22 protein-coding genes and 1 riboswitch are annotated in these 24807 nt (G+C 60.3%); of the genes, 12 read left to right on the forward strand and 10 right to left on the reverse strand.

Translation table 11 applies throughout. The features are described from left to right. The first annotated feature begins 90 nt into the window (after positions 1 to 90). The 3 genes from scpA (at position 91) to O3S81_RS08985 (ending at position 4379) form a co-directional block, all read left to right on the forward strand. The gene (gene scpA, locus O3S81_RS08975; protein ID WP_269342486.1) at positions 91 to 2232 is read left to right on the forward strand and encodes a methylmalonyl-CoA mutase; all 2142 of its coding nucleotides are present in this window, start codon (positions 91 to 93) and stop codon (positions 2230 to 2232) included. A gap of 13 nt (positions 2233 to 2245) precedes the next feature. Next, positions 2246 to 2662 (forward strand): methylmalonyl-CoA epimerase, encoded by a 417-nt coding sequence (mce, locus tag O3S81_RS08980; protein WP_269342488.1) that lies wholly within the window; start codon positions 2246 to 2248, stop codon positions 2660 to 2662. A gap of 172 nt (positions 2663 to 2834) precedes the next feature. Then, positions 2835 to 4379 (forward strand): glycerol-3-phosphate dehydrogenase, encoded by a 1545-nt coding sequence (locus tag O3S81_RS08985; protein WP_269342490.1) that lies wholly within the window; start codon positions 2835 to 2837, stop codon positions 4377 to 4379. 155 nt (positions 4380 to 4534) lie between these two features. Here O3S81_RS08985 and O3S81_RS08990 read toward each other — a convergent pair whose 3' ends face one another. After that, positions 4535 to 4855 (reverse strand): metalloregulator ArsR/SmtB family transcription factor, encoded by a 321-nt coding sequence (locus O3S81_RS08990; protein WP_269343490.1) that lies wholly within the window; start codon positions 4853 to 4855, stop codon positions 4535 to 4537. Positions 4856 to 5085: 230 nt separating this feature from the next. Here O3S81_RS08990 and O3S81_RS08995 point away from each other — a divergent pair, with 230 nt between their 5' ends. Beyond that, positions 5086 to 5982, forward strand: a complete 897-nt coding sequence (locus O3S81_RS08995; RefSeq protein WP_269342491.1) for an acyl-CoA desaturase — start codon at positions 5086 to 5088, stop codon at positions 5980 to 5982. 48 nt (positions 5983 to 6030) lie between these two features. Here O3S81_RS08995 and O3S81_RS09000 read toward each other — a convergent pair whose 3' ends face one another. After that, the gene (locus O3S81_RS09000) at positions 6031 to 7263 is read right to left on the reverse strand and encodes an ROK family transcriptional regulator (RefSeq protein WP_269342493.1); all 1233 of its coding nucleotides are present in this window, start codon (positions 7261 to 7263) and stop codon (positions 6031 to 6033) included. Positions 7264 to 7504: 241 nt separating this feature from the next. Here O3S81_RS09000 and xylF point away from each other — a divergent pair, with 241 nt between their 5' ends. The 4 genes from xylF to metE all read left to right on the forward strand — a co-directional run bounded on the left by xylF (position 7505) and on the right by metE (position 13567). After that, positions 7505 to 8545 (forward strand): D-xylose ABC transporter substrate-binding protein, encoded by a 1041-nt coding sequence (gene xylF / locus O3S81_RS09005; protein WP_269342495.1) that lies wholly within the window; start codon positions 7505 to 7507, stop codon positions 8543 to 8545. 178 nt (positions 8546 to 8723) lie between these two features. Beyond that, positions 8724 to 10037: a sugar ABC transporter permease gene (locus tag O3S81_RS09010; protein ID WP_269342497.1), complete on the forward strand. Its 1314-nt coding sequence runs from the start codon at positions 8724 to 8726 to the stop codon at positions 10035 to 10037. 18 nt (positions 10038 to 10055) lie between these two features. Continuing rightward, on the forward strand, positions 10056 to 10838 hold the full coding sequence (locus O3S81_RS09015) for an ATP-binding cassette domain-containing protein (RefSeq protein ID WP_269342498.1): 783 nt from the start codon (positions 10056 to 10058) through the stop codon (positions 10836 to 10838). A gap of 70 nt (positions 10839 to 10908) precedes the next feature. Next, positions 10909 to 11121, forward strand: a riboswitch (cobalamin riboswitch). A 97-nt stretch (positions 11122 to 11218) separates the two neighbouring features. After that, positions 11219 to 13567, forward strand: coding sequence for a 5-methyltetrahydropteroyltriglutamate--homocysteine S-methyltransferase (gene metE, locus O3S81_RS09020; protein WP_269342499.1), 2349 nt, complete (start codon positions 11219 to 11221; stop codon positions 13565 to 13567). 154 nt (positions 13568 to 13721) lie between these two features. Here metE and O3S81_RS09025 read toward each other — a convergent pair whose 3' ends face one another. The 7 genes from O3S81_RS09025 to O3S81_RS09055 form a co-directional block, all read right to left on the reverse strand. Beyond that, positions 13722 to 13949 carry a hypothetical protein gene (locus O3S81_RS09025; RefSeq protein ID WP_269342500.1) on the reverse strand — a complete coding sequence of 76 codons (228 nt, stop codon included), beginning with the start codon at positions 13947 to 13949 and terminating at the stop codon, positions 13722 to 13724. A gap of 94 nt (positions 13950 to 14043) precedes the next feature. After that, the gene (locus O3S81_RS09030) at positions 14044 to 14481 is read right to left on the reverse strand and encodes a helix-turn-helix domain-containing protein (protein WP_269342501.1); all 438 of its coding nucleotides are present in this window, start codon (positions 14479 to 14481) and stop codon (positions 14044 to 14046) included. A 127-nt stretch (positions 14482 to 14608) separates the two neighbouring features. Further along, positions 14609 to 15766, reverse strand: coding sequence for a hypothetical protein (locus tag O3S81_RS09035; protein ID WP_269343492.1), 1158 nt, complete (start codon positions 15764 to 15766; stop codon positions 14609 to 14611). Further along, complete coding sequence (locus tag O3S81_RS09040; protein WP_269342503.1) at positions 15763 to 16467, reverse strand: TfuA-like protein; 705 nt, start codon at positions 16465 to 16467, stop codon at positions 15763 to 15765. Before O3S81_RS09040 ends, O3S81_RS09035 begins: the two co-directional genes overlap by 4 nt. Beyond that, positions 16464 to 17663 carry a YcaO-like family protein gene (locus tag O3S81_RS09045; RefSeq protein ID WP_269342505.1) on the reverse strand — a complete coding sequence of 400 codons (1200 nt, stop codon included), beginning with the start codon at positions 17661 to 17663 and terminating at the stop codon, positions 16464 to 16466. Before O3S81_RS09045 ends, O3S81_RS09040 begins: the two co-directional genes overlap by 4 nt. 37 nt (positions 17664 to 17700) lie before the next feature. Then, on the reverse strand, positions 17701 to 18129 hold the full coding sequence (locus tag O3S81_RS09050; RefSeq protein WP_269342506.1) for a hypothetical protein: 429 nt from the start codon (positions 18127 to 18129) through the stop codon (positions 17701 to 17703). An 8-nt stretch (positions 18130 to 18137) separates the two neighbouring features. Further along, entirely contained in the window at positions 18138 to 20090 is a 1953-nt protein-coding gene (locus O3S81_RS09055) for a BTAD domain-containing putative transcriptional regulator (protein ID WP_269342508.1), read from the reverse strand. Positions 20091 to 20263: 173 nt separating this feature from the next. Between O3S81_RS09055 and O3S81_RS09060 the strand changes: the two genes are divergently transcribed. From O3S81_RS09060 to O3S81_RS09070, 3 genes are all read left to right on the forward strand, one after another. Then, positions 20264 to 20755, forward strand: coding sequence for a hypothetical protein (locus tag O3S81_RS09060; protein WP_269342510.1), 492 nt, complete (start codon positions 20264 to 20266; stop codon positions 20753 to 20755). 150 nt (positions 20756 to 20905) lie between these two features. Then, a complete protein-coding gene (locus O3S81_RS09065; RefSeq protein WP_269342512.1) occupies positions 20906 to 21247 on the forward strand; it encodes a hypothetical protein in 342 nt (113 codons plus the stop codon). Between the two features lie 409 nt (positions 21248 to 21656). Then, positions 21657 to 22571, forward strand: coding sequence for a TIM barrel protein (locus O3S81_RS09070; protein WP_269342514.1), 915 nt, complete (start codon positions 21657 to 21659; stop codon positions 22569 to 22571). A 75-nt stretch (positions 22572 to 22646) separates the two neighbouring features. Here the strand turns inward: O3S81_RS09070 and O3S81_RS09075 are convergent, their stop codons facing one another. Then, complete coding sequence (locus tag O3S81_RS09075; RefSeq protein WP_269342515.1) at positions 22647 to 24044, reverse strand: family 16 glycosylhydrolase; 1398 nt, start codon at positions 24042 to 24044, stop codon at positions 22647 to 22649. Between the two features lie 277 nt (positions 24045 to 24321). On the opposite strand from O3S81_RS09075, the gene greA reads away from it, so the two are divergent. After that, complete coding sequence (gene greA, locus O3S81_RS09080; RefSeq protein ID WP_269342517.1) at positions 24322 to 24804, forward strand: transcription elongation factor GreA; 483 nt, start codon at positions 24322 to 24324, stop codon at positions 24802 to 24804. Positions 24805 to 24807: the final 3 nt, after the last annotated feature.

The following is a 24807-nucleotide window of genomic DNA, read 5'->3' on the forward strand; positions in this document are numbered from 1 at the left end:
GGAGCGATTTACGGGCACTGGTGAGCCATTCGATTTTCGTCACGATTGCCCGTCACAGTGCTAAAATGAAATGCAGAAGGGGAGAGATGCATGTCGGGTGAAAAAACGGTGCGGGATTGGCTGCAGCTTGCCGAAAAAGAGCTGAAGCGTTCACCGGAAACGCTTGTCTGGCACACGCCCGAGGGTATCGAGGTTAAGCCGCTCTACACGGCCGACGACCTGCAAGACATGTCTCACCTGAACAGCCTGCCGGGCTTTGCGCCTTTCACGCGCGGCCCGCGCGCCACCATGTATGCCGGGCGGCCCTGGACCATCCGCCAATATGCCGGTTTTTCCACGGCCGAAGCCTCGAATGCCTTTTATCGCAAGGCGCTCGCCGCCGGTCAGCAGGGCGTTTCCGTGGCCTTCGATCTCGCCACCCATCGCGGTTATGACAGCGATCATCCGCGCGTGGAGGGCGATGTCGGCAAGGCGGGTGTGGCGATCGACAGCGTCGAGGACATGAAAATCCTGTTCGATGGCATTCCGCTCGAAAAAGTCTCGGTCTCGATGACCATGAACGGTGCCGTTATTCCGGTGCTCGCCAGTTTCATCGTTGCGGGGGAAGAGCAGGGTGTGCCCCGCGCGGCGCTTTCCGGAACCATCCAGAACGATATCCTCAAGGAGTTCATGGTCCGCAACACCTATATCTATCCGCCCGAACCCTCGATGCGGATCATCGCCGACATCATCGAATATACGGCGAAGGAGATGCCGAAATTCAACTCCATTTCCATTTCCGGCTATCACATGCAGGAAGCCGGCGCGACGCTGGTGCAGGAATTGGCCTTCACCCTGGCGGATGGCCGGGAATATGTGCGGGCGGCGCTGGCCAAGGGGCTGAATGTCGATGATTTTGCCGGCCGCCTGTCGTTCTTCTTCGCCATCGGCATGAATTTTTTCATGGAAGCGGCAAAGCTGCGCGCCGCGCGCCTGCTCTGGTCGCGCATCATGCAGGAATTCAAGCCGCAAAACGCCTCGTCGCTGATGCTGCGCACCCATTGCCAGACGTCCGGTGTCTCGTTGCAGGAACAGGACCCCTACAACAATATCGTCCGCACCGCCTTCGAGGCCATGTCCGCCGTGCTTGGCGGCACGCAATCGCTGCACACCAATTCCTTCGATGAGGCGATTGCGCTGCCGACGGAATTTTCCGCCCGCATTGCCCGCAACACCCAGCTTATCCTGCAACACGAAACCGGTGTGACGAAAGTCGTCGATCCACTTGCGGGCTCCTATTATGTCGAGAGCCTGACGGACGAGTTGGCCGAGAAGGCCTGGGCGCTGATCGAGGAAGTCGAGACGCTTGGCGGCATGACCAAAGCGGTGGCCGAAGGCCTGCCGAAACGGCTGATCGAGGAAGCGGCGACGCGCCGGCAGGCGGCGGTGGACAAGGGCGAGGAGGTCATCGTCGGCGTCAACCGTTACCGCCTCGAAAATGAAGAGGATATCGATGTTCTCGATATCGACAATGCCGCCGTGCGCGCCGCGCAAATCCGCCGCATCGAAGAGACACGCCGCCGCCGTGATAGCAGGGAAGTGACCCTGGCTCTGGAGGCGCTTTCGGAAGTGGCCCGCAGCGGCAAGGGCAATATTCTCGAAGCCGCGGTTGTTGCCGCCCGCGCCCGCGCCACGGTGGGAGAGATTTCTGATGCGCTGCGTGCGGCCTTCGGCGACCATGCCGCCGTGCCGGAGGTGGTGAGCGATATTTACGGCGAGGCCTATAAGGATGAGCCGGAGCTTGCCACGCTCGCCGCCCGCCTTTCCGGCGTCGCGGAAAGGATCGGCACCAAACCGCGCATCATGGTCGCCAAGCTCGGGCAGGATGGGCATGATCGCGGCGCGAAGGTCATTGCCTCGGCCTTTGGCGATATCGGTTTTGATGTGCTGGCCGGTCCCCTGTTCCAGACGCCGGCCGAGGCCGCCGATCTTGCGGTTCAAAACAGGGTGCATGTGGTCGGCATGTCGTCGCTTGCGGCAGGACACAAGACGCTTGCGCCACAGCTGGTCGAGGCACTGAAACAGAAGGGCGCGGACGACATCATCGTCGTTGTCGGTGGCGTCATTCCGCGTCAGGATTACCAGTTCCTGCTCGACCATGGCGTTTCGGCCATCTTCGGACCAGGCACCAATGTCATGGATGCGGCCAACAAGGTGCTGGACCTGCTGGAAGGCATCCGGCGAAACGCTTGAGGGAAAGACGACCATGTTCGGACGATTGAACCACGTCGCCATTGCGGTGCCCGATCTCGACGCCGCCGTCGCCCGTTACCGGGCGCTCGGCGCGCAGGTTTCCGAACCGCAATCGCTGCCTGAACACGGGGTGACGGTCGTTTTCATTCAGGCGGAAAACACCAAGATCGAACTTCTCCATCCGCTCGGGGAAAAGTCACCGATTGCTGCTTTTCTCGAAAGAAATCCGGGTGGCGGCACGCATCATCTCTGCTTCGAGGTGCCGGATATTATCTTGGCCCGCGACGATCTCGTCAGAAAAGGTATCCGTATCCTGGGCGATGGCGAACCGAAGATCGGCGCGCACGGCAACCCCGTTCTCTTCCTGCATCCGAAGGACATGGGCGGCGTGCTTTACGAGCTTGAGCAGGTTCTCCCGACACACGGCTGAAACACAGACCCCGCAAGACGCTGGCCATGCGGCGGACGGTGAGCGGCGATCGCTCGCCTCGCGGGAACGTGTTTCGTTTGTTTTCTTTTGACATTCGTTTTATTTTCGCTTTTATAGCAATTGTCTTTCAATAATGGGGGAGGCGATCCCCCGGCGCTGTCGTGGAGCCCCTATGTCCGGCGAGAATATTTTCGATCTTTTTGTCATCGGTGGTGGCGTCAATGGCTGCGGCATCGCCCGTGATGCGGTGGGCAGGGGTTATTCCGTGGCGCTTGCGGAAAAGGGCGATTTCGCTTCCGGCACCTCTTCGGCAGCCACCAAGCTCATTCACGGCGGCTTGCGTTATCTTGAGCATTACGAATTTCGCCTGGTGCGCGAAGCCCTGATGGAGCGGGAAATCCTGTGGGCCATGGCGCCGCATGTCATCTGGCCCATGCGTTTTGTTCTGCCCATGCAGAAGGGCGGCGTGCGTCCGTCATGGATGGTCCGGCTCGGCCTGTTTCTTTATGACAATCTTGGTGGCCGCAAGCTCCTGCCGCCGACCCGCACGCTCGATCTCAGGCAAGACCCGGCCGGCAAACCGCTGAAGCCCGTCTTCGCCAGGGCTTTCGAATATTCCGATGGCTGGGTGGATGATGCCCGCTTCGTGGTTCTCAATGCGCGGGACGCGGCGGACCGCGGCGCAATGATCATGAACCGCACGCGGGTCGTCTCCGCGCGGCGTGAGGCCGGAATCTGGCTCATCGAGACGCTGGACGAAAAAACCGGACGGCCGGCCACGCACAGGGCGCGCATGCTGGTGAATGCCGCCGGTCCCTGGGTCGACAAGGTGCTTTCGGGTGTCTTCGGCCGCAACGATGTCCGCAATGTCCGCCTCGTGCAGGGCAGCCACATCATCGTGCGCAGGAAGTTTTCCGATCCGCGCGCTTATTTCTTCCAGAACCCGGATAACCGCATCATCTTCGCCATTCCCTATGAGCGCGATTTTACGCTGATCGGCACCACGGATCGCGACTATCAGGGCGATCCGGCCAAGGTGCGTATCTCCGAGGATGAAATTTCCTATCTCTGCAACGCGGCCAGCGAATATTTCAGCGAGCCGGTTCGACCCGAAGATATCGTCTGGACCTATGCCGGCGTGCGGCCGCTTTTTGATGACGGTGCATCGAAAGCCCAGGAAGCCACCCGCGATTACGTGCTGAAGATCGAACAAACCGAAGGCGAAGCGCCGCTCCTCAATATTTTCGGCGGCAAGCTCACCACCTACAGGCGGCTGGCGGAACATGCGCTGGAAAAGATCGGCGCGGCGATTGGTGAGAAGGGCAAGCCATGGACGGCGGGATCCCACCTGCCGGGCGGCGATTTCGGCGCAGAGAGATACGAGGCTCAGGTGAGGGCGCTCGTCTCGCGTTATGGCTTCCTCGATCAAGGCCATGCCGGGCGGCTCGTCAGAAACTATGGCACGAAGGCTGCGCAACTGCTGGGTAGCGCCACCGATGCATCGGGCCTCGGCCGTCATTTCGGCGGCACGCTTTACGAATGCGAGGTGCGCTGGCTGGTGGAGCGCGAATGGGCGTTTTCTGCCGAGGATATTCTGTGGCGGCGCACGAAACAGGGCCTGCGTTTGAGCAAGGATGAGGCCGTCGCTCTCGACGAATTCGTGACGCTGCTGACCGGTGCCGGGGAAAAGCCCGAGGCCATGGCGCAGCGGGCCTGAAGAACGGTCGACTGCCCTCTCCGCTTCCCGAATTCTTCACGGGATTTCCGTGCGCTGTCGGCGCTCAACGTGTAGCTGTCGGCCGAATGCTTGTTCCATGCGCCCCTCGCAGACAGTGCTTCCCGATCAAAAGCATGGTGCCTAACGCATCACTCTCACTTCTTTGTGCTGGACTTGAACTCGGCTAATGCCTTGCTTTCTTTCTTAAGCGGCCGGCCGACGGGGCAGACGTCTTGAACAAAATTGTTGAGCGTATTTACCAATTTATTCGGCGCCAGCGAGTAGCGAATGAATTGACCCTCGCGCTTGCCTGAGATCAAGCCGGCGGTTTCCAACACATTCAGATGCTGCGAGATGGAGGGTTTCGACATTTCGAAGCGGGCTGCGATTTCGCCGGCCGTAAGGTCAGTGTGGGCGAGATAGGCCAGGATTTTACGGCGTGGGGCAGAGGCCAATGCCTCAAAAACCAACTGCATAAGCGGAGTCGTCACTTGCTCCGCCAGCCTCTCGGAATCGTTCTCTTTATCTATCACATTGCCCTTCTTTCGCCGATGAAGCAAAAAATATCAGATATTAAGTTAATTAACTAATTGCCTAATTTTGGAAATGGGTTACAAAGGTAATTAGCTTATTGCCTAAATGAATATCATCTGTTGGTTGCTGGCGCAAGATTGCGTCCGGGTAGGGTATGGAAAGGGCGTGATGAATGACGACAATTTCCACAGGACGTATGATCTCGCATCCCTTTGGCAATGCAAACGAAGGCCAAGTGTGCTGGAGGCCGGCAAAATCGATCTGGGCAGGAGTGATGATGGCGGTCGCTTTGGTGTTCGGCCCGCTGACATTTTCCTGGAGTGGTTTCACTTTGTTCGTCATCACGACCGCGATCACCATTTGTGCCGGACATTCGGTGGGAATGCACCGGCTGCTGATCCACCGCTCGTTCCGTACCAGCAAGTTGGTCGAGCGCGTGTTGGTTTATCTTGGCACGCTGGTCGGCATGGCCGGGCCTTTTGGTATGATTTACGCATATGACATTCGCGATTGGGCCCAAAGACAGACGATATGTCATGACTTGTATGCGCATCGGCGCTCTTTCTTCGTGGATGCTTGGTGGCAGATGCATTGCGCTGTTGCACTTAAACATCCCCCAGCGTTCGTCATCGAGCCGGAGGTTGCGAACGATGGATTTTACCGCTTCCTGGAGCGAACCTGGATGGCGCAGCAACTACCCTGGATGCTGTTGTTCTATCTTTTGGGTGGCTGGGGTTGGGTGGTATGGGGTACTGCGGTGCGTATTTCGGTTTCTCTAACCGGGCATTGGCTTATCGGCCACTTTGCTCATCGTGGGGGGCATCAGGGATGGGCAGTCGATAATGTCGCTGTACAGGGCTACAATATTCCCAAAGCAGCAGTGGTTACTTTCGGCGAATCCTTTCATGGGAATCATCACGCTTTTCCGGGCTCGGCCCGGCTTGGACTCGAGAGGGGACAAATCGATTTAGGTTGGAATTTCATCCAATTGCTGATGTGGCTTGGGATTGCCAGTGCGGTTAAACTACCGGAAAATATGATGCCTCGCGAAGGCCTGCGCCGCCTTTAGGAGTGCGGCGAATGGCTCGTCGCATTGCGCGCGTGCGTTTGGTAGCAGCTAGCCCCACGAATTCCTCACAGGTCTCTCAGGGCTGTCGGCGCTTAATATATAGTCGTCGGCGGCGGACAGCGCGTGTTCCATGTGTCCTTCGAACACCAGTTCCGGTTCGTTGGGTGCTATGGCGATTTTCGGCATGCCGCCGAAACGCACTGCCTGCGATTGTGCAAGCCCGTCGCGCAGGCCGCTTTCCAGAAGATCGAAATAGCGCGTGCCGGGGCCGGTAACGAAAACCGGCATGTGGCCGTGCAGGCTGAAGAGGCGCGAAAGGCCGTTGCCGAGCGCCAGACCGGCGGTGCGGAAGGCGAACCGTGCCATGCGGGCGCCGGCGCGGGCCGAAGCGGCGATCTTGTCCACCTCCGCAATCGGCACGAATTTTGCCGGTTCCGCCTGCGGCGGCGCTTCGAAGGCCGAGCGCAGGATGGCGTAGAAGCCGGAATAGGCCTCGATACAGCCTCTGGTGCCGCAACGGCACAGGGCGCCATCGGCCAGATGCAGCATATGGCCGAAGTTGGGGGCGCTGACCTCGATTGCGCCGCCGGTGGAGCGGGCAATGCCAAGACCGATGCTGTGGCCGAGCGACAGGGTGACGAGCGCTTCCGGCGCGGGACCTTCTTTTGCCTGCTCCCGCATCCAGATGGCCTTGGCGGCAAGCAGGGTTTCATTGTTCAGCGTCACGCGGATGCGGCCGTCTTCGGAAACCAGTCGCTGGAAATCAATCCTTTCATCGCCGAGAACCGGCGACCAGAGCAGCGTTGCCGCCGGCGCGTCCACCAGCCCCTTGCTGCTGATCGAGACCTGAAGAATATCGTTCCGATCGAGGCGTGAGCGATCGGCAAGCCTTGCGAGGCCGGCAAGGATGACGCCGCCGAACGCGCCTTTTTCGGCTGTGACCCGCTGTTCCGTGAAACGGTCCACCAGCTTGCCGGAATAATCGACCAGCGAATATTGCACGCTGTCGGAGGAAATGATGACGATGGCGACGTGGCAGAAAGCACCGCGCGGCCCAAAGAGAATGCGCGGCCGGCCGCGGCCGGCGGTGGCAAGCTGCTCTTTTCGCAAGATGAGGCCGGCCCGCTCCAGTTCCGTGGTGATGGCGGAGACGGTGGCGGAGGCAAGCCCGGTGAAAGACGACACTTCGGTATGGGAAAGGCTGCCGTGAAGGCGCAGCGCCGCCATCACCGACAGGCTGTTTTTCTGGCGCACCAGTTCCGTACTTGCAATGGCGGACATGGGCTGGGGCCTGCTCCCTGAACGGCTTTTTCCTGTCGTGCTGACCCTGTCTGATGGCCCATGCCACAGAGAAGATCAAGGCACCCGGATGCTGCCCGCAGCCGTTGTTGACAGCATGGGGAATCTCTGACATTAATTTTCTCGACTGTCGAGAAAATTGTGAAATCACAGAGACCGGCAGCTTTTTCCGGGCGTTTTCCCTGCATGGAGGTGCAGGCTGCGCCCTTACCGGGAGGACATCATGAATTCTTTTGCCAAGCTTTTGGCGGGTACGGCCGTACTCGTTTCCCTGCATACCGCCGCCATTGCGGCCGATCTCGTCGTTGGCGTTTCCTGGTCGAATTTCCAGGAAGAACGCTGGAAGACGGATGAGGCGGCAATCAAGGCTGCGCTCGACAAGGCCGGTGCGAAATACATTTCCGCCGATGCGCAATCGTCTGCCGCAAAACAGCTGACCGACGTGGAATCGCTGATCTCCCAGGGCGCCAATGCGCTGATCATCCTGGCGCAGGACAGCGATGCGATTGGCCCGGCTGTTGAAAAGGCCGTTGCCGAAGGTATTCCGGTTGTTGGTTATGACCGCCTGATCGAAAACCAGAGCGCCTTCTACATCACCTTCGACAACAAGGAAGTGGGCCGTCTTCAGGCTGCTGAAGTCTTCAAGGTCAAGCCGGAAGGCAATTACGTCTTCATCAAGGGCTCCTCTTCCGATCCGAATGCGGACTTCCTGTTCGCCGGCCAGCAGGAAGTGCTGAAGGCTGCCATTGATGGCGGCAAGATCAAGAATGTCGGCGAAGCCTATACCGATGGCTGGAAGCCGGAAAACGCCCAGAAGAACATGGAACAGTTCCTGACCAAGAATAACAACAAGGTCGACGCGGTCGTCGCTTCGAATGACGGTACCGCCGGTGGCGCGATTGCCGCTCTCGCGGCGCAGGGCATGGCCGGTTCGGTTCCCGTCTCCGGTCAGGATGCCGATTTCGCCGCGCTGAACCGCGTTGCGCTCGGCACGCAGACGGTGTCGGTCTGGAAGGACAGCCGTGAACTCGGCAAGGAAGCGGCCGGCATTGCGCTTGCACTCGCCGGCGGCAAGAAGATGACCGAGATCAAGGGCGTCACCACCTTTGATGGCGGCCCGAAGAAGGTGAAGATGCAGTCGGTCTTCCTCAAGCCGATCGCCATCACCAAGGACAATCTCGGCACTGTCATCGATGCCGGCTGGATCAAGAAGGAAACGGCCTGCCAGGGTGTGAAGGCCGGATCCGTCAAGGCCTGCAATTGATCGAATAGGTCCCGGTTGGGCGCCGCGCCATGGTTCATGGCGGGGCGCCCTTTAGAGCATTTTCAGGGGAAGCGGAACGGCTTTCATCCGGACAATGCGTAAGAACAAAAACTTGGATCGTTCTGGCGATTCGAAGAAAAGCCAAAACGATCCAAGATGTGAGGAGCACCGGCAGTTCATGGCCGACATGACCCAATCCAATTCCACAGCGCCCGCCAAGACGGAAAAGACAGGCTCGATTACGCGTTTCATCAGCGCTACTGAGCTGGATACCCGCCTTCTCGGCATGGTCGGCGCGCTTCTTCTGATCTGGATCGGATTTCATATCCTGTCCGGCGGCCTCTTCCTGACGCCGCGAAATCTCTGGAACCTTTCCGTGCAGACTGCTTCCGTGGCAGTCATGGCGACGGGCATGGTGCTTGTCATCGTCACCCGCAATATCGATCTGTCGGTCGGGTCGATCCTCGGTTTTTCCGGCATGATCATGGGCGTCATGCAGGCGGAAATCCTGCCGCAGATCCTGGGATTCGAACATTGGGCCACATGGATCGTCACGCTTCTGGTCGGTATTCTCGTCGGTGGCGCGATCGGTATGCTGCAGGGCTCGATCGTCGCCTTCCTGAATGTGCCTTCCTTCATCGTCACGCTCGGCGGGCTTCTGGTCTGGCGCGGTGGCACCTGGTTCATCACCAGCGGTCGCACCGTGGCGCCGATGGATTCCACCTTCCGCCTGATGGGCGGCGGTACCAGCGGCTCGATTGGCGCGACATGGAGCTGGATCGCGGCCGCCATTGCCTGCGTCGCCATCGTTGCGGCAATCCTGAATTCCCGCCGCCAGCGCCGCCGTTTCGGCTTTCCGCTGCGGCCCGTCTGGGCGGAATATTTTCTGGTGGCGCTCGGCTGCCTCGTCGTCGTCGGTTTCGTGGCCGTGGTCAACAGCTATCCCTGGCCGGTGAACATTGCCCGCAACTATGCCGACGCCAATGGCATTGCCTGGCCGGAAGGCGGATTGTTCATCGCGCATGGCATCGCCATTCCGGTGCTCATGGCGCTCGCGGTCGGCGCGGTCATGACCTTCATCGCGACAAGGCTGCGCTTCGGACGTTATGTCTTCGCCATCGGTGGCAATCCGGAAGCGGCGGAACTGGCCGGTATCAAGACCCGCTGGGTCACGGTGAAGATCTTCACGCTGATGGGCGTTCTGTGCGCCATCGCCGCGGCGATTTCGACCGCCCGCCTCAACGCCGCCACCAATGCCCAGGGTGAGTTGGACGAACTTTACACCATCGCGGCGGCTGTCATCGGCGGCACCTCGCTCGCCGGCGGTGTCGGAACCGTAGCGGGCGCAATGCTCGGTGCGCTGGTGATGCAGTCGCTGCAATCCGGCATGGTGCTGGTGGGTATCGATACGCCCTTCCAGCGCATCGTCGTCGGTGTGGTCCTGGTCGTCGCCGTCTGGCTCGACACCATCTACCGCGCCCGCGCCAAGTAAGAACCGAGGAGAACTCCTATGACGGACCAAGTCACGCCCCTCGTGGAAATGCGCAATATTTCCATTTCCTTCGGCGGCATCCACGCGGTGGAAAACGCCTCTGTCGATCTTTTCCCCGGTGAGGTGGTTGCCCTTCTCGGCCATAATGGCGCCGGCAAATCGACGCTCATCAAGATACTTTCCGGCGCTTACCGGCGCGATGGCGGCGATATCCTCATCAATGGCGAGGATGCCGATATCCGCAATCCCCGCGATGCCAAGAAATACGGCATCGAGACCATCTACCAGACGCTGGCCGTGGCGGATAATGTCGATGCGGCGGCCAATCTTTATCTTGGCCGCGAGCTGAAGACGAAATGGGGCACGTTGGACGATGTTGCCATGGAAGCCTCGGCGCGTGAGGTCATGGGCCGCCTCAACCCCAATTTCCGGCGGTTCAAGGAGCCGGTGAAAGCGCTTTCGGGCGGCCAGCGGCAATCCGTCGCGATCGCCCGTGCCATTCTGTTCGATGCCCGCATCCTCATCATGGACGAGCCGACGGCAGCGCTCGGGCCGCAGGAAACGGCGCAGGTGGGCGATCTCGTCAAGGAGCTGAAACGGCAGGGCATCGGCATCTTCCTCATCAGCCACGATATTCACGATGTCTTCGATCTGGCCGACCGGGTTTTCGTGATGAAGAATGGCAAGGTGGTCGGCCATGCCCGCACGCAGGATGTGACCAAGGACGAGGTTCTCGGCATGATCATTCTGGGCAAGGTCCCATCGGGCGCGGTGCCGGGACCGGGCGCGGTCACATTCTGAGATCGTTGGCCTCAATCAAATAAAGATATAAAGATTTCTTTATGTCTATTGACATTGTGACGCCCCTGTTGAGAATGGCGGGTGTCATGGTTCTCCGGGGTGATTGTTTCAGCCCGGAGCTAAGAGGGAATCCGGTGCGCCGAAGATCGGCAAGACCGGAGCTGCCCCCGCAACTGTAAGCGGCGAGTCTTTGTCCACAACGTCACTGGGGTGAAAGCCCCGGGAAGACGGGCAAAGGCGACGACCCGCGAGCCAGGAGACCTGCCAGGACAAAATAACGTCCACGGGCGGGGTGTCCCGGTGGTTGCGCAATGGTTCGGCAAGGCCGGGCCTGCACGCGTCCGCTTTACCCATGCCCCCCAACCAAATGGGGTATGACAATGCCAGACAAGACCATTCCAGTCGCATCGCTCGGTTTTCCGAGGATCGGCCGTCATCGTGAATTGAAGTTCGCGCTTGAAGGCTTCTGGTCCGGAAAGATCTCCGAAACGGACCTTCTCGAAACCGCCGGCAGGCTGCGCGCCGAAAACTGGGCGCTTCAGTGGGAAAAGGGGATCAGCCTTATCCCCTCCAATGATTTCTCTCTCTATGATCACGTGCTCGACACGGCCGTGATGGTGGGGGCCATTCCGTCGATCTACGGATGGACGGGCGGGGATGTCTCCCTGTCGACCTATTTCGCCATGGCGCGCGGAAGTCAGAGTGAGGCCCATGCCGGCTGCGACCACGTTCATGAAGGACATGCGCATCACGGCCAGGGCGTTCCGGCACTGGAAATGACCAAGTGGTTCGACACCAATTATCATTACATGGTGCCGGAGGTTTCCGAGGAGCAGCATTTCGTGCTCACCTCGCAAAAACCGGTCGACCATTTCCTCGAGGCGAAAGCGCTCGGCATTCACACACGACCCGTCATCCTCGGCCCGGTCACGTTTCTGAAGCTTGCCAAGGCGCGAGAGGCGGCCTTCAAGCCGCTCGATCTTCTGGCGAAGCTACTGCCCGTTTATGAAGAACTGCTGCGTCGTCTCCGCGCCGCCGGGGCGGACTGGGTGCAGATCGACGAGCCGGTGGCCGTGCTGGATCTTTCAGAGGGCGAACGCCATGCGCTCGCCGTCGCTTATCAGGCTCTGTCAAAGGCCGCGCCTGATCTCAAAATCCTCATCGCCACCTATTTCGGCGGTCTTGAGGATAATTTGCAGGCCGTCGCGGCGCTTCCGGTCGCGGGTCTTCATCTCGATCTGGTGCGCGCGCCCGAAGCGTTGGAGGCGGCATTGAAGGTCTTGCCCGCAAACCGCGTCCTGTCGCTCGGCGTCATTGATGGCCGCAATATCTGGCGTGCCGATCTCGCCGCGATCATCGGCAAGCTGGAAACCGCGATTGCCGAACGGGGTGCGGCGACCTTTCAAATCGCGCCGTCCTGCTCGCTGCTGCATGTTCCGGTTGACCTCGAACTGGAAACCGGCCTCGATGCCGATCTGAAGAGCTGGCTGTCTTTTGCCACCCAGAAGCTCGGCGAGCTTGCCACGCTCGGCCGGGCTTTGGGTGAGGGCAGGGCCACTGTTGCGCCGGAACTGGAAGCGGCCTCGCGGGCGGTCGCCGCACGCGCATCCTCGCCAAAGGTAACGGATACCACCGTTCAAAAACGCATCGCGACGATCGGCGCCGCCGACAGGCAACGGGCAAGCGCCTTTGCCGAGCGGCAGAAGCTGCAATCGCAGGCCATCGCCCTGCCGCTTTTCCCGACGACGACCATCGGCTCTTTCCCGCAGACGCCGGAGGTGAGGAAAGCTCGCTCCGCGCATTCCAAGGGCGCCCTGACCGACGCGCAATATGAAAACTTCCTGCGGAAGGAAACCGAAGCGACGATCCGCTGGCAGGAGGAAATCGGCCTCGACGTTCTCGTCCACGGCGAGTTCGAGCGTAACGACATGGTGCAATATTTCGGCGAGCAGCTTTCCGGCTTCGCCTTCACCCAACATGCATGGGTGCAGAGCTACGGTTCGCGTTACGTGCGCCCACCGATCATCTTCGGCGATGTGTCGCGTCCGAAGCCGATGACGGTTCGCTGGTGGGACTATTCCCAGTCGCTCACCGAAAAGCCCGTTAAAGGCATGCTGACCGGGCCGGTGACGATCCTCAACTGGTCCTTCGTCCGTGACGATATCGCCAGAAGCCTGACCTGCCGGCAGATCGCGCTCGCCATCCGCGATGAGGTCAATGATCTCGAGGCAGCCGGCGCGCAGATGATCCAGATCGATGAGGCGGCATTGCGTGAAGGCCTGCCGCTTCGGCACCGGGACTGGCAGGATTATCTCGGCTGGGCGGTGGATTGCTTCCGCATTTGCTCCAGCGGCGTGGGCGACCGGACGCAGGTGCACACTCACATGTGCTATTCCGAATTCAACCAGATCATCGACGCGATTGCGGCGATGGATGCCGACGTGATCTCCATCGAGACCTCGCGTTCGAAGATGGAACTGCTGGATGCCTTCCGGACCTACAAATATCCGAACCAGATCGGCCCCGGCGTTTACGATATCCATTCGCCGCGCGTGCCGGCAGTCGCGGAAATGGTCGATCTTCTGGCTTTGGCGCGGGAAAGGCTCGATGACCGGCAGCTCTGGATCAACCCGGATTGCGGCCTGAAAACCCGCAAATGGGAAGAGGTGAGGCCGGCGCTGGTCAATATGGTCGCCGCGGCGGCCGAACTTCGCCGCGCAGCGCCCTGATATGACAGAGGCCCGGTAAAACCGGGCCTCTGTCATGGCTTTCGCCGAGAAAAACGGGGAGGGCATAGGGAGAAGAAAAACGTCCCCGGTTTTCACGACTGGAGGTCGGAATGGAAACGCTCAATCCTGCCTGTCTATGCCGTTGCAGAAGTGCTCAGTGCAGATCTGTCGATGCGAAGGCGCTGGCATTCAGCTCCGCGGGCGGCAGACCCTGCTGATTGATATCCTGGGCCAGCGACAACAACGCCATTTCCAGGAAATAGGTCGACATGCCCAGTTCCAGGGATTTCGAACGCTGGCAAAGATAGGAGACCATCCGCCCGAGTGCCAAAATCTCGTCTGCATTATCCTGTTCAAGTATTGCTGAGGTAGACGCCACCATGATTCCCTCTCGACAGTCGACAGTATGAAAACGCGTTGATCCCGCGTTGTTCATTTTTGACCACATCGAGCGTCACGCGAGCGTCACACCTGCGTCAATCGTCGCTCTTGTCCGTTGCTGCGCCGGCATTTTCCGCCGCTTCGGTTGCTGCGAGCGATGTGACGAGAGCCACGATGCTCCGACGCACGGCTGCACTCTTGATGCGCGAAAAGGCCTGGTTCAGCGAAAAACCTTCATTCGAGGCCACGAAGGTCTGCATGGCATTGATCGTGCCCAGCGCCGGGTTGGCGGCGCCGCCATCGGGTGTGGCATTGGCGAAAAGGGAGCTGACCTCAACGCCGAGAATCGACGCAATGGCCTGCAGACGCGAAGCGCCGACGCGGTTGGCGCCCTTTTCATATTTCTGGACCTGCTGGAAGGTGATGCCCAATCGCCCGGCCAGCGCACTCTGACTCATGCCGAGCGACTTGCGGCGCATTCTGATTTGTGCGCCGACATGTACGTCGATCGGGCTGGGTAGTTTGGCCTGCATTACAAATTCCTCCTGTGTGAGGTTATTAAATTCGATCATTATCAATTAATATTGTTGAAGGTATGTATTCAACACAATTTCCACGGGTATTATGATGCTTTTTTGACAAAGTAATACAGTTTTCTGTTCATAACTTTGTGTTCCTCTCGCGATTTATCACTTTTATTGCGCATCGCAACGCCCCGTTGCGGCTGGAAAGATGGCTCCAGCCAGCCACGCCGATAGCCTGAAAACCAAGTCCGTCCCAAATTTGCCGATTGACCACGTCGAATGCCTCAAGTGCCTCCCTGTCGCCGAAATGCGGAAGCCAGACGGATGGTCGTTTTTGACCGGGCCGTGTGACATTTTCAAGAAGGACATTGTTGTAAAGCCTGGGCAGGCATTTGTTGGTATCGATGGCGGGCGAGACCGGAATGGGATTTCGCTCGATCGCAAAACCTTGCCGAGCAAGCGAGAGGGCGGAGGCGTCCAGTTTTCGTTTCAAATCGATTGCTGCGCGGGCATCGCATTCGCCATGGGCGACCGGATCGGCAACGAGTAGCAACGGCCGGTCCCCTCGTTTGAGACCGGTGACGGAAACGAACTGGTCAACATGGAAGCCGCATTGGTGCATTTTCCCGCCAGCTATTACCGGTTTGCAAATTCGCGTTGTGGAAAGATCGAAGGCGACCGGGACCTTGCCGAGGTCTTCCGGCCGATATCCGAAACTGTGCACGCGTCTGCCATCGAGAGCCTGCACTTTTCGCCACCGCTGCGAGGGGGCGGCCGCAGCTTTTCCGAAGCCCCTGTCATCCACCAGGCTGGAATGGCCCACCAGCCGAAAATCCGGCCCGACGAGCTGGTTGCCGCCCGCCAGGGCCACATCCAGATGCGTAACTGTCGCTCCGAGGTGTTCGGCCAGGGTCACGCTGAGGGCGCTTTGCGCGACTGAGACAAATTCTGCCGCGGTGCCCTCCTCCTGATCGCCGGTCCGCACATGGAACATGTCCTGTATCCACGGATGCGGGACACTGTCACCTTCAGCCAAGGGAACCAGCGTGGTCGTGCAGGGAACCTGCATGCTGTCGAGCCAGTCTTGCGCCGTGGCAAAACTGGCGTGATCGATCACAATGGCGGCGGTGACATCTGATGGCAGGGCCGAGAGCAGGTTTCCGATTGGAATGAGCGGTGAAACAGTGTCATCCGTTCGGCTTTCCGCAAAAAAAGCGGCTGGCAATGCGAGTGCGATCGTGCGGATCGGCCCGCCGCAATCGGGCACCAGCGGCAGGGGACCGGCGACGCTCAAGAGGTTTTTTCCCCGGCCATCCGCCGCGTGGCCAGTTGCTGGAAAAACATGGTGTTCTGCAGCTTCCATGATTGCGGCGGCGTGGATGGTGCTGTCTCGCCTGACAGCGCCGCCAGAAGTCTGGCCGCATCCTTTCGTTTGGCGGACACGGCATGCGCGGCGAGCAGATTGGCCGTCGCAGGGCCGAGACCCGCTTCGACGGCGATGGCGCGCCATGTCCTGCGGGTAAAATGCAGGGTGCCGGCGGCAAGCGAGAGCGCGTCGAATTCTTCGGGCGTGACCAAGCCACGGCAGGCGGCGAGCGTCGCCTCGGCATCGACCAGTGCGATTGTCAGCGGGCGGTAGCCGAGCTCGCCGGGTGCGTGGCTCACCGCCACATCGGCATCGGAAAACCGGCGCCCGTCGCGATAGGCCTCGAAGATATCGCCGATGCCGATCATGCCGAAGGCGGCGCATTCCGCCGCCCTCAGCGCACCCATGCTGGCGGCACCGAAAACGGTGACGCCGCTCGACAGCGCAAACAGGATTTCTTTATGCCAGACGGCGGCGCAATCGCCATAAAGACCGTCGATCAGCCCGATTGCCGGGACGCCTTGCCGGACCGCATCGAAAATATCGCCGCAGGCAGCCGGTCCGCGAAGATCGAGACCGGATATATGTTCACCGTGGATGGAGGGGCCTGCAAAAACCACCGGTTTCATCGAGTACCCCCAAGGTTCAGCAGATGATCGAGCGTGCGCGGCGAGATGTGTTGCAGGCCGCCACCCGCCGGGGCGAGGCCGCTTGCCAGAACCCGCACGACATGCAGGCCAGAGACCTCCGTTTCCAGCGGAAAGACATAGACATCCTCGATACCGCAGGCGAAGAGGTGCTCCGCAAGCCGGTGCCAGGACGGCAGGGACATATTGCCGGGCGCCGTAAAGTCGAGGCCGAGCGGGGGTGGTTCCGCCGGCCGCAAGCCGGCGGCGGCAGGCCGTGCCGCAAACATATCCCGCCGGTAACGGAGCGGGGAGAGATCGTCCCTTGCGCCGCTGATATCGGTCAGCCGCGACTGGATCGCCTCCAGCAGCGCAGCCATAGCGGCGGCATGGGTGCTTGGACGGCAGGCGGCGCCCGCGGCGCTGCGGGTGGCCGGCCCGTCTTCAGCCTGAAGCGACCGTGGCAGGCTCGCCATCACCACCGGCACGCCGAGTGCATTCGTCAGGTCGAAAAAGGAGGGCGGCAGGCCGATATCCGAAAGGCGCTGAATGAGGTCGTCGAAGGATGGGTCGACGCCCGCCGCAAGGACAAGCGGTTGTGGTGCGAGGGCGCGGGTCTCGAAGGTATCGACGAGAAAGCAGGCATCGTTTTCGATGAGTTCGAGCAGCGCATGGAAAACCGCATGGTCATGGTCGAACCCGGCCGCGAGGCCCTGGGAGCTCATGCGGAAAGCCTGCCGATCCCACGGGAAATCCGCGCGGAAATCCATGCCGACGAGTTCGTAAGGGGCAAGGACCTCCTGCTGGCGGCGAACGGAAGTTCCCTTCACCCAGGCGCGCTCCTTCAGTTGATCCAGAGCATCGGGATCGATCCGACCGACGGTTTCGAAGGGAATGAGGGGAGCGCCCTTGTTGCGCATCTCGTCGATGGAGCCGAAAGCGGCGATATGCCTGCGGGTGTCTTCGGCGACGGCACCTTCGATCGCCTCCATGATCGCCGATAGCCTGGCCTGTTCCGCAAAAAGGCCCTTGCCCTGCGATACCGACAAACCGCGCGAATTGGGCCGGACCGCGAACCAGACGGGGATGCCGATAATATCGAGACCGGTCACATCGCCGACGCGGGTAATCCCGAACCGCCGAAGCAGTCCGGGATCGAAGAATGAAGCGTCTGCACGCCTTGCCGGCGGCGCTGACATGGGAGCATCGGCGCCGGTCAAGGCAGCGGGACCGCGATCAGCGTGCCGTGTTGCTGTCGTCGGCAAGGATGGCGTCGAACAGCTCGCCGGTGACGGAACCCGCCGGACCGACAGCCTTCAGGGCCGCTTCGATCGGCGCCTGCACCATGCGGTTGAAATCCCAGCCGGCGTCGACCACTTCGCCGATGAAGGCAAAATCGGCTTCGGAAACCACGGCGCCACCGGCGACGAGAGCCTCGATGCCCTGGATCTGCACCTGATCCAGTTCCGCCTCGGGCTGGCCGTCCTGGCGAACGAGCATGGATTTTGCGGCTGCGGCCACACGGGCATAGCCATCCACGCCCGGATGGTTGGCTTCATAGGCGGCAATCGTCTCATGCGATACCGACGCGACCCGAAGCGGCGCCGTACGAATGAAAAGAACGCCAAAACCCTTTTTTCCGACGATAAAGAAATGCGAGGACATAGTGTCTCCTATTTGATCCCAGCTAATCGAAGTGCGTGATAAAATTTTTCATTCGCTATCGGGTCGCGGTCCGGAGACAGGCTGCTGATCTCCCTCGCCGTCATGCCCGGATAGTTTTCCTGAAGCCTGCTGCCACTTTCCCGGGCGGCGGCCAAATCTCCATGCAGGGCGTGGCTTGCGGTCAGGACACGCAGCGCAGGCTCGTCATTTTCCATTCGCCCGCACAGTTCCACCGCCGTGCCGTAATCCTGACGCTTGAACGCGATGCTGGCGCCGGCCCACCAATAGATATCCGGGGCCAGCGGGTTGAGGTCGATGGCCTGCTGAAACTTCTCCCAGGCGATTTCCGCCTCGCCGAAATGGGCAAGCGCATCGGCATGCTGAAGCAGCAGATCGGCGGAGTTGGGCGCCAGCGCCTCCGCCTCGAAGAATTTTTCGGCGGATATGTCAAAATCCCGCTGGTAGAGCGCCACCACCGCGCACATCCAGTGGCCGACGCCAAGCGCCGGATCGATCTCGACGGAGGCATCGGCCTCCGCCTTGGCGCGGTGCAACAGGTGAGGATCATTGCCCCCCAGCATCAGCCATTCCAGCTGCAGGCTCTGCGCCACCCGGGCGCGGGCGACCGCCATGCTGTGGTCGAGGTCGACGGCCTTGCGGAACATCGAACGGGCTCTTCTGAGAAGCGGCAGGTCGCATTTGCCGCGCAGAAGCTGCTGGCCCTCCAGCAATTGCCGGTAGGCCTCGCCGCTATGGTTACGGTCGGGCTCCACCTGAAGCCGCTCGATTTCGCGGGCAAGTGCTGCCGCCACCTGTTTGGACAGCAGTCGGAAGGCGGCGTGAATCTGCCGCTCGGTCAGGACCGCCTCCAGCGACCAGACGATTTCACCGCTCGCCTCCTCGATCAGCGCAACCGACATGCGGGTGTCATCAAACACGGCTGACATGATGCGGTAATCGGCCCGCAGCATGGCGTAGCTGTCGTCGGCCCGGTCATGCGCCAGGGCAAAGGTGCTGTGCGGCGAAAGCACGGTGAAGGTGCGGTATCGGACGAGGCTGTTGGCGACATCCTCGACGAAGGCATGCATCACCGGCGAGACCGGCTGCCCATCGACCCTGGCCGGGCGCACGAATGCGACGCGCGGTTTTGTCAGGGTTTTTCGGCGGCTGCCTTCCTCCGGCTCGGCGGGGGTTGCTATCGTTGCGGCCAGGCTTTGTATGCGTCGCCTCAGGGCCACGGTTTCCGGCTCGGGTGCGCGGGCCTCCTGGCGAAGCTGTTCCATCAGAAGCTGGTACATGCCTTCGCAGGCGCTGATGTTGCCTATTCGCGCATAGGCGGCCATGGCCGCGCGGTAGGTTTCCTCGCGCTCCGGCTCGATCTTGCAGGCGCATTCGGCCAGTCTGGCTATGTCGTTGGAACTCGCGCGGCCGAACCGCGTCAATTCCTCCAGAAGCTGGGTATAGCTTGAAAAGAACAGGTCTTTCAGACGGCGGCGTTCCGAAAGCAGCCACAGGTAAAGGTGATCCTGCCCGGCCTCCAGCCCCTCCAGCAGATCGCCGCCGAATTCGAGTAGCGCGTTGAGCCGCTGCATCGGGTCTTCGGCTCGTGCGCCGGCAAGGAAGATGGCAAGATCGGTGCGCTGTGCCAGCTTTCCGGCCTTCAGATCGTTTCCTTCGGTCAGAAGGATAGCCTCGTCCTCATTGGGAAGTTTCTGCAGGCGCAGGATGAGCTGCCGCAAATTGCCGAGAGCCCGCTTCTGCTCGACATTTTCCCACAGCAGCGATGCGGCGTGCTGGCGGGAAAGCGACTGGTTCGGGGCAAGGATCAGGGCGGCGGTGAGGGCAAAGCCCTTGGACGGGAAAAACGCTTCCCGCACCGCATCACAGCGCGGGGTGCCAAAAAGCCGGATCGGTATCAGTTCAGCGTTCCCAGCCACGTTCATCCCCTCATGAATCATCATCTAACAACGTGCCCGGAAAATTGAAAGTCATCATAGCGTTCCATTTGACGCTGGTGTGACGCGGTCCTGCCTATTGTCGGAAACAGAAGCATGAATGACGGGCGGAAAACAGCGGACATGCGGTGGGCAGGCATCGGGAATTTTCGACAGTGATAGCGTTTAACGGAAGCTACATGGCGTTCGAGCCGCGTATCGAACCTTACCAGCGTGCCGATGATGTCGGATACGCGGTCAGCGAATTCATGTGGTTCAAGGGCCGGCCCTTTTATCCGGTTTCGGCGCTGGTCCACGCGAAGGTCGCCCATGCCAGGCTGTCGGTGGAGAAAGGTGACGAGGAAGACGAGGACAATCTCGATATTCTCTTTCGCATGCCGCTGGTGGCGGGCGGGCATTTTTTCGAGATCGTGCTGCGTTCGAATGAAGGGACGTCTTATGGCGGCTGGGTATGGGGAGAAGAGCTGGAAATCCTCAACGAGTTCGTCAACGGCTATCGCGTTCTGGCAGGGAAGTTCGACGACAGGCTCATCCGCTTCGAATATTCCAGAAGGTTTCAGCGTTACCGGACAATCGAGCCGCTGCCGGTGGAAAAATCCGTCTTCCTGATCCAGCGGGAGGCGAAACCTTACGCGGGCAAGCGTGATTTGCCGGGTGTTCTGACGCCCTGAGAGCGGGGCCCTTTGCGTCAGGACGCGCGAAGGCATGGGGAATGAGCGATGAGCGCGGCGGAACCGCGCCTGTTGCGGCATGGCCGGCAAAGCACTGCTTTATCGGGAGAGACTGGGGAATTTTTTATTTTTATTGTTTGGAAAATTATGATGCCCAATCAAGGTAACATGCGTAACAGGGGGGTGTCATCGCGGCTTATGGCGGTGAACTGCGCTTCCGGCGAGGATGCGCTTTCCGAGGTGGAGAGCGTTGTCGATGAGCTGCATCCGCCCGTGCGCAACGACAGGCTGTATGTTGTCAGCGAGCCGGCTTCCAGTGCATCGCCCGCGTCTCCCGCCCCGGACCAACGCGTCGGGGAAGATAACCCCGGCAGGGCCGATATTCGCAACGGGGTTGTCGATGCCGATATCAGGGTCGCGAAATGGGCCTGGGCGATACTGGCGATCGCACATTGCTGGCTGATCTACTTCATGGTGCATAATCTCGGTTAGCGCCTCTCGCCGGAAGACCCCGTTTTTGAGCGTTCCGGCAGGGTTCGCAGCCATTTCGGGCGACAGAATTTGCGGCCATAATGCGCCCTTGAATGGACCCCAGCGTCCATAATCCAGCCACCGCCGGCCTCCCGCGCATTCGTTCACGATGCCGCTCCTCCGAGCCTCGCCCCGCGGAAATGTCATAAAGCTGTAAATGAAGAAACTTAATTGAGTGATCGGTTTCAACGGAAACGCATCACCATGGTCCAGCTTCTTTACGGGCGACGACCGTGGACTTTCCTTATGACGTCGTATCGGCCGGGGTAGAGCACATCTACGTCGACCGCCCGGACCTCTTCGATGCGGCATGGCGCGCTGCGCTGCCGCACGAATTCGCATGATCTTTTTTAGCCCTGGAGATGACGAAGTGAGCAATCTTATAGGTACCGGATTCAACGCCAGTTCGGATGACGGCGAACTGGCCACGCTGGAAAGCGATCTGGCGGCGCTTGCCGATATTGGCTGCGACACCGTGGAAATCGCCGTGACGAGCCTCGATCTGATCGCCGGCGGCCGTATCATCGAGGAACGCGCGGAGCGTTTCGTGGCGCTCGCCAAGCAGTTCGACTTCCGTTACACCGTGCACGGTCTGGTGTCGTCCAATTTCATGGATCCGGTGACGTGCCGTTACCAGATCGACGCGGCCAAGGCGCTTGCCGTTCTCTGCGATCGGATCGGCGCCGGCATTCTGGTTCAGCACAGCGGCGCGCTGCGTGCAGACCAGATCGCCGAACGGGCCGATGCCGATGCCCGTGAGCGGGAAGCCCTTTTCGAACTCGCGGAATTCTGCAAGCCCTATGGCGTGCGTATCGCCCTTGAGAACATCTTCTCCACCGAACCTGGCCAGTATCGCCAGACACCGGCCGAGGTTGCGGCGACCGTGAAGGCCGTCGGTCACGACAATGTCGTGGCGCTGATCGATTTCAGCCATGCCTATCTCGAATCCACCTATCGTGGCCTCGATTTCCGCGCCGAGCTTCGCGCCATGGCGTCGGTTGCCGGCCATCTGCACGTGCACGATTCCTTCGGTCGCCCGCAGGGCTTTTATGAGGCCTATTTCCCGCAGGAAAGCACAGCACTCGGCATCGGCGACCTGCATATGCCGCTCGGTTGGGGCGATATCGACTGGCAGGACATCTTCTCGGAACTCAGCTTTCTGCCGGATACCGTGCTGATGATGGAAATCGGCCGCCGTTACCGCGCCGAGCAGCCCGCAAGCCTTCAAACCGCAAGGCATCTGATGTCGCTTAACGCCGCACGCACGCAGCTTGCGGCAGAATGACGGGCCTGGACGGGTTACAGCTCAGATAGGCTGATATTTAGAATGCCGGCAGCCCTGAAGGCTGCCGGCGTTTTTTCAGGCGGCCCAGTCGGAGAGCGAATAGGCCCTGATGTAATCGATCATCATCTGCGAACCGTCGCTGAAATCACTGGCCGATGGCGTTCCCGCCGTTCCGCCGACGGCCAGATTGACGACCATATACATGGGGTCGTGCATGTCGTCCGGCGTATCCGTCTGGGCGACGGCGACATCGTCGAAATACCAGGTGATATGTTCCGCATCCCACAATACGCCATAGGTGTGGAACCCGTCCGTGCTCGGTACGCTGACATTGTTGATGACCGAGGTCTGCGTGCCGGTCGCGTTGGAATGGGCGGACATGATGAGCGTATTGGGATTCTGGCCGCGCATTTCGATGACGTCGAGTTCCGGCGGCCAGGAGCCGTTTTCCGGCAAAAGCCAGAAGGCGGGCCAGGCGCCCCGATCGGTCGGCATGTCCGCGCGTATTTCGAAATAACCATAGGTCTGGCTGAAAGAGGAATAGGTATTCAGCATGCCCGACGTATAGTCGTAACCCTCGACTTCATCGGCGATCGACGGCGCGGTCTCTTCGGCGGTGATGGTCAGCACGCCGTTGTCGATGCTGAACGGATTGACCTGCGAGGTGCCGGCATAAGCGGGGTTGATATACCATTGCGCCTCACCATTCGTTGTCAGCGAGCTTCCCTTTTCCGGCGCCCACCAATATTTGGCATCCCAGGTTCCCTGATCGCCGCTGCGTAGCGACAGCGTGTTGAAGTCGTCGGCGAAGGTCTGGGTGAGGGACGACCGGTCGAGGCTGAGTTCGAACTGACCCGCCTGAAGATCGTCTACGGTCGTTCCGGCGAGAACGATGGCTTCACCATTCGAAAAATTCAGCCACAGATCGCTGCCCTGCTGCGTGGCATTGCCGACAAGCTGGTCGAAGGATGTGATGCCGTAACCATTGAGCCGGATCGTGTCATTGGCGCTGAAATCCGTGATCAGATCGGTGCCGTTGCCGCTGGTGAAGACGAAGGTGTCGGCCCCGCCACCACCGATCAACACGTCGTTGCCGGCCCCGCCATCGATTGTCTGGCGGCCCGATCCGCCGGTGATGATATTGTCGAGCGAATTGCCGAAGGCGTAACGCCCGTCACCCGTTACCCGCAGGTTCTCGAAATTGTCCGGCAGGGTATAACTCATCCAGGTATCGATGGTATCGATGCCCTCACCGGCGTTTTCGGCGGCGCGGTTGATGCTGGAATAAAGATAATAAATATCGTCGCCCGTGCCGCCCGCCATCGTCACGTTCACGGAGCTGTCGCCCCACATGGAATCATTGCCGGCGGTGCCGGTGAGCAGCGGGCCGGAGCCCGTGGCGGAAAAAAATCCGGTGGAACTGCCGCTGTAATAGAGTGTGTCTCCAAGCGCATTCACTACTGTCCGGGCCATGAACCGTCTCCTGTCCGTTGGCGTTGGCTCCCTCACTCCTCCTGCGGTACACCCTAACAGGGCAAAAAGCCTCCCGTTAGGCCGAAATATGAGGGGTATCTTCCCTTGTGGTTGTATCGCGCTGTTAAACGGGCGCGTTGTCATCGGCCGCGTCCGCCTGTTACATGTCCGTTTTTGAACCGGCGGAGCGCGCTCTTGCCCAGCGCCTGTGGGCGATGGCAAGATTGGGTCGAATTGCAGACGTCTAACGCGGCGTCTCGGGAGTGGAGTATCAGGATTGAGCGTAGCCTTTACCAAGGAAGACAGTGCGGAAACCGCAGCCGAAACCGTATTGCCGGACCGGGTGATCTCTCCGCATCCCAATCTGGTGACGCAGGCCGGGCTAAAGGCGCTGGAACGACAATTGCAACAGGCGCGCGAAGCCTGCGAGGCCGCCAATGTTATCGAAGATATCAATGAAAGACGGCGCATCGCCGCCGGCCCGTTGCGGGACATGCGATATTTCGCGGAGCGGGTCCGCACGGCACAGCTGATGCTCGATCCACAGGCGAAGGGTGTCGTTGCCTTCGGCAGTCTGGTGACATTCAGCCGTGATGACGGGCGAACGCAGCGTTTCCGGATCGTCGGTGAGGATGAGGCCGACCCTGCCGCGGGAACGATTTCCTATGTCTCTCCGGTTGCGCGGGTACTGATGGGAAAAACGGTTGGCGATCTGGCCAGCCTGGGCGGCGGGGAGATTGAAATCATCGAGGTCGCCTGAAGC

Origin of the sequence: Agrobacterium sp. SOY23 (assembly GCF_027212525.1) — a bacterium.
In the GTDB taxonomy this organism is placed as follows: domain Bacteria; phylum Pseudomonadota; class Alphaproteobacteria; order Rhizobiales; family Rhizobiaceae; genus Agrobacterium; species Agrobacterium tumefaciens_I.

Coding starts and splice junctions, on each gene's coding strand:
- metE (WP_269342499.1), top strand. CDS start 11,219: ATGCCAGACAAGACCATTCCAGTCGCATCGCTCGGTTTTCCGAGGATC.
- O3S81_RS08995 (WP_269342491.1), top strand. CDS start 5,086: ATGACGACAATTTCCACAGGACGTATGATCTCGCATCCCTTTGGCAAT.
- xylF (WP_269342495.1), top strand. CDS start 7,505: ATGAATTCTTTTGCCAAGCTTTTGGCGGGTACGGCCGTACTCGTTTCC.
- O3S81_RS09040 (WP_269342503.1), bottom strand. CDS start 16,467: ATGAAACCGGTGGTTTTTGCAGGCCCCTCCATCCACGGTGAACATATA.
- O3S81_RS09050 (WP_269342506.1), bottom strand. CDS start 18,129: ATGTCCTCGCATTTCTTTATCGTCGGAAAAAAGGGTTTTGGCGTTCTT.
- O3S81_RS09030 (WP_269342501.1), bottom strand. CDS start 14,481: ATGCAGGCCAAACTACCCAGCCCGATCGACGTACATGTCGGCGCACAA.
- O3S81_RS09025 (WP_269342500.1), bottom strand. CDS start 13,949: ATGGTGGCGTCTACCTCAGCAATACTTGAACAGGATAATGCAGACGAG.
- O3S81_RS09045 (WP_269342505.1), bottom strand. CDS start 17,663: ATGTCAGCGCCGCCGGCAAGGCGTGCAGACGCTTCATTCTTCGATCCC.
- O3S81_RS09065 (WP_269342512.1), top strand. CDS start 20,906: ATGCCCAATCAAGGTAACATGCGTAACAGGGGGGTGTCATCGCGGCTT.
- O3S81_RS09055 (WP_269342508.1), bottom strand. CDS start 20,090: ATGATGATTCATGAGGGGATGAACGTGGCTGGGAACGCTGAACTGATA.
- O3S81_RS08990 (WP_269343490.1), bottom strand. CDS start 4,855: ATGCAGTTGGTTTTTGAGGCATTGGCCTCTGCCCCACGCCGTAAAATC.
- scpA (WP_269342486.1), top strand. CDS start 91: ATGTCGGGTGAAAAAACGGTGCGGGATTGGCTGCAGCTTGCCGAAAAA.
- O3S81_RS09000 (WP_269342493.1), bottom strand. CDS start 7,263: ATGTCCGCCATTGCAAGTACGGAACTGGTGCGCCAGAAAAACAGCCTG.
- O3S81_RS09010 (WP_269342497.1), top strand. CDS start 8,724: ATGGCCGACATGACCCAATCCAATTCCACAGCGCCCGCCAAGACGGAA.
- O3S81_RS09060 (WP_269342510.1), top strand. CDS start 20,264: ATGGCGTTCGAGCCGCGTATCGAACCTTACCAGCGTGCCGATGATGTC.
- mce (WP_269342488.1), top strand. CDS start 2,246: ATGTTCGGACGATTGAACCACGTCGCCATTGCGGTGCCCGATCTCGAC.
- O3S81_RS09075 (WP_269342515.1), bottom strand. CDS start 24,044: ATGGCCCGGACAGTAGTGAATGCGCTTGGAGACACACTCTATTACAGC.
- O3S81_RS08985 (WP_269342490.1), top strand. CDS start 2,835: ATGTCCGGCGAGAATATTTTCGATCTTTTTGTCATCGGTGGTGGCGTC.
- O3S81_RS09015 (WP_269342498.1), top strand. CDS start 10,056: ATGACGGACCAAGTCACGCCCCTCGTGGAAATGCGCAATATTTCCATT.